Annotated in this window: 2 protein-coding genes; both read right to left on the bottom strand. The window is 64.4% G+C overall.

Annotation, left to right across the window (positions count from 1 at the left end; genetic code table 11):
* A partial coding sequence (locus tag CEY09_RS31715; RefSeq protein ID WP_208625090.1) for a DUF4406 domain-containing protein occupies positions 1-925 on the bottom strand: 925 nt, incomplete at its 3' end.
* Complete coding sequence (locus CEY09_RS31710) at positions 922-1563, bottom strand: hypothetical protein (RefSeq protein ID WP_088591675.1); 642 nt, start codon at positions 1561-1563, stop codon at positions 922-924. The genes CEY09_RS31715 and CEY09_RS31710, both read right to left, overlap by 4 nt.
* Positions 1564-1715: the final 152 nt, after the last annotated feature.

Raw genomic sequence — 1715 nt, 5'->3', positions numbered from 1 at the left:
CGGCCAGCGTCTGATCCCAAAGCTTGTCATCCGAGGGGCGAGGCTGCTCGATCAAATCGCGCATCACGTCGGCGCGGTGCCAGCCCAGATACTTCACGGGCAGCTCGCCGGACGCGATCCGCTTCTGGATGAAGTCGGTCTTGTCGAACCATTCATTCAAAGCGGTGTGCGCCTCCCCGGCTACAGGGGCGCTTGTTATGCGCTCAGCCGCTCGGCGCAATACATCCTCACGGACGCCAGGAATGCGCAGCATCGGTGGGCGCGGCTTGGTAGGCTCATCTGCTACAGGGACGCTAACTGGTAGCGTCGGGTCTTTCGGCAAAACCCAGGGAGCGCGCTCACGTTCGCGGCGGTGGATTTCTTCCATCGTCTCCGGCTCGGCTACAGGGGCGCTTGCCAGGGGTGCGCCTTCAATGGTGAAGGCCGGCATCCCCAGCGCCTGCGCGATAGAGACTTCCAGGCTGGCCCCCTTTGATTTCTCCCACCCCGGCAGCACCGTGACGGAATGGCAGCCCGCCAGTTTGACCAAATCCCAGCGCATATAGTCGGCCCACCCCAGGCCATCTACCAAGCCATGATCGGCAGGGTTCACTACTTCCATGCCAAACCCACGCAGCCATTCAGCAGCGTCGTGGAATGCCGGGAAATTGTGGTCCTTGTACCCCGTCATCGGCCCGGCCAGATACACGCGGTTTTCGGGGATCGTCAGCGGAAACGAGATTTCCGCACGGCTGAACGCCGCCCGCTCATCGGCTACAGGGGCGCGCAGCTTGGACAGCTTGCGCAGCACGGCCGCCTCGACTTCCCGCGCCATCGCTCGGTCATTCTCGGCTCGCATTGTGGTGTTGGATGCCGGCCAGTCGCAGGCGGCGTTAATCTCTTCGTCCGTCAGCAAGGGCTGCGGGGCGTTGTTCTTGTCGGTCATATGTCCAGTTCCTTGTTGATGGGTGTGCCGGCGCTGCGGGCGATGGCCAGCAACACGTCGCGGAATTCGGGAGGCGTGGCATTGCGGATGCGGGTCTTGTCCTTGCCGCCGACCATGGCCATCATTCCGATGCGCCTGGCCTTCTCGTAGCCGTGCAGTTCAATGGCACGGGGGTGGATGCGCTGAGGGGAGCGGCCCCATTTCAGTTCCGGCAGTTCGGTCCCGCAGGCATAGAGCCACGTCCCTTTGCGCGACAGGTGGCCGTAGTGGCCTTGCTCCACGTGGCAGGTCCAGCCGCCCAGAGCGTCGGCCCGAACCCAGCGGCCGGCCTTGGGTGGCTTGCGCAGGCCGAACCATGCCCAGGCGTGGGAATCAGCGGGATGTTCAATCACGCCGCCGTAATTGCGCACCGCGGTTAGCGCCGCGGCGAAGCATCCGCCGTCCTCGCCCAGGCGAAACTGGTGGGGCTTATTCGGGGCGCCGTGCCAATACCGGCCCCAGCGCTGGCAGGGGGGATGCGCGACGACGGGCAACGGGCCGGCGTAGGTCCTCGCATCCCGGGGCTCATCCCACGGCTGCACGCCAGGCACGCCGAAATAGGTCCCGTCCGTCTCAACGAACAGGGCGGCCACTTCCATCACGCCTCCTTCCGCTGGGACTGCTGGGCAATGGACCGAACTCCGCGCACGGCTTTCCGGGCATCATCCCGAATGTTCTCGTAAGCCATCTCTAAGGCTTCCGCGTAGTACAGTCCGAGGTGCTTTTCGGCGTCGCGCTCAAGCTGTCTTAG

Source organism: Achromobacter marplatensis, assembly GCF_002209535.1.
GTDB lineage: Bacteria > Pseudomonadota > Gammaproteobacteria > Burkholderiales > Burkholderiaceae_B > Achromobacter > Achromobacter marplatensis.
This window is presented reverse-complemented; position numbering and strand designations above follow the sequence as displayed.